This window comes from Burkholderia sp. MSMB1072, assembly GCF_001524725.1.
Classification (GTDB): Bacteria; Pseudomonadota; Gammaproteobacteria; order Burkholderiales; family Burkholderiaceae; genus Burkholderia.
The window spans coordinates 1-2,122 of the sequence record NZ_LOYC01000048.1; the positions used below are offsets into that span (position 1 = coordinate 1).

Sequence of the window (2,122 nt, forward strand, 5' to 3'; positions counted from 1 at the left end):
ATTCATATTCCTGTCAGCTTTGAGTGAGCGACCGGTTCGAAAGAACCGAAAACAGTAACAGGTTTGAACTGAAGAGTTTGATCCTGGCTCAGATTGAACGCTGGCGGCATGCCTTACACATGCAAGTCGAACGGCAGCACGGGTGCTTGCACCTGGTGGCGAGTGGCGAACGGGTGAGTAATACATCGGAACATGTCCTGTAGTGGGGGATAGCCCGGCGAAAGCCGGATTAATACCGCATACGATCCACGGATGAAAGCGGGGGACCTTCGGGCCTCGCGCTATAGGGTTGGCCGATGGCTGATTAGCTAGTTGGTGGGGTAAAGGCCTACCAAGGCGACGATCAGTAGCTGGTCTGAGAGGACGACCAGCCACACTGGGACTGAGACACGGCCCAGACTCCTACGGGAGGCAGCAGTGGGGAATTTTGGACAATGGGCGAAAGCCTGATCCAGCAATGCCGCGTGTGTGAAGAAGGCCTTCGGGTTGTAAAGCACTTTTGTCCGGAAAGAAATCCCTGGCTCTAATACAGTCGGGGGATGACGGTACCGGAAGAATAAGCACCGGCTAACTACGTGCCAGCAGCCGCGGTAATACGTAGGGTGCAAGCGTTAATCGGAATTACTGGGCGTAAAGCGTGCGCAGGCGGTTTGCTAAGACCGATGTGAAATCCCCGGGCTCAACCTGGGAACTGCATTGGTGACTGGCAGGCTAGAGTATGGCAGAGGGGGGTAGAATTCCACGTGTAGCAGTGAAATGCGTAGAGATGTGGAGGAATACCGATGGCGAAGGCAGCCCCCTGGGCCAATACTGACGCTCATGCACGAAAGCGTGGGGAGCAAACAGGATTAGATACCCTGGTAGTCCACGCCCTAAACGATGTCAACTAGTTGTTGGGGATTCATTTCCTTAGTAACGTAGCTAACGCGTGAAGTTGACCGCCTGGGGAGTACGGTCGCAAGATTAAAACTCAAAGGAATTGACGGGGACCCGCACAAGCGGTGGATGATGTGGATTAATTCGATGCAACGCGAAAAACCTTACCTACCCTTGACATGGTCGGAATCCTGCTGAGAGGCGGGAGTGCTCGAAAGAGAACCGGCGCACAGGTGCTGCATGGCTGTCGTCAGCTCGTGTCGTGAGATGTTGGGTTAAGTCCCGCAACGAGCGCAACCCTTGTCCTTAGTTGCTACGCAAGAGCACTCTAAGGAGACTGCCGGTGACAAACCGGAGGAAGGTGGGGATGACGTCAAGTCCTCATGGCCCTTATGGGTAGGGCTTCACACGTCATACAATGGTCGGAACAGAGGGTTGCCAACCCGCGAGGGGGAGCTAATCCCAGAAAACCGATCGTAGTCCGGATTGCACTCTGCAACTCGAGTGCATGAAGCTGGAATCGCTAGTAATCGCGGATCAGCATGCCGCGGTGAATACGTTCCCGGGTCTTGTACACACCGCCCGTCACACCATGGGAGTGGGTTTTACCAGAAGTGGCTAGTCTAACCGCAAGGAGGACGGTCACCACGGTAGGATTCATGACTGGGGTGAAGTCGTAACAAGGTAGCCGTATCGGAAGGTGCGGCTGGATCACCTCCTTTCCAGAGCTTCTCGCACAAGTTGAGCGCTCACGCTTATCGGCTGTAAATTTAAAGACAGACTCAGGGGTCTGTAGCTCAGTCGGTTAGAGCACCGTCTTGATAAGGCGGGGGTCGTTGGTTCGAATCCAACCAGACCCACCATTTGTCTGGCGGTAGGTACACCTGAGGCATCTGTACTCATGGGGGCATAGCTCAGCTGGGAGAGCACCTGCTTTGCAAGCAGGGGGTCGTCGGTTCGATCCCGTCTGCCTCCACCAATCACCAACGCTAAGGGCTTGGTTCAGGCACTGAACCGAGAATTTTGCATTGGCGATTGAGCCAGTCAGAGCGGTACGAAAGTATCGGCTGTCGTTCTTTAACAATCTGGAAGAAGTAAGTAATTTGGATAGTGGAAGCGTCTTTGAGATGGACGTGGAAACTATCCGGGTTGTGATTGTATCGATGTATCTCAAGATGATTCGAACTTCATTGTTCGGCTCAATTGGAATACGGCACAACGCGAGAACTCAACCTGTAGCGACTGT

Annotated in this window: 2 tRNA genes and 1 rRNA gene; all 3 read left to right on the top strand. The window is 53.8% G+C overall.

Annotated elements, in window-relative coordinates:
* The first annotated feature begins 65 nt into the window (after positions 1-65).
* The 3 genes from WS89_RS24125 to WS89_RS24135 all read left to right on the top strand — a co-directional run bounded on the left by WS89_RS24125 (position 66) and on the right by WS89_RS24135 (position 1,855).
* Positions 66-1,598, top strand: a 16S ribosomal RNA gene (locus WS89_RS24125).
* 64 nt (positions 1,599-1,662) lie between these two features.
* Positions 1,663-1,739 (top strand) — tRNA-Ile (locus WS89_RS24130).
* A gap of 40 nt (positions 1,740-1,779) precedes the next feature.
* Positions 1,780-1,855, top strand: a tRNA-Ala gene (locus WS89_RS24135).
* Positions 1,856-2,122 lie beyond the last annotated feature (267 nt).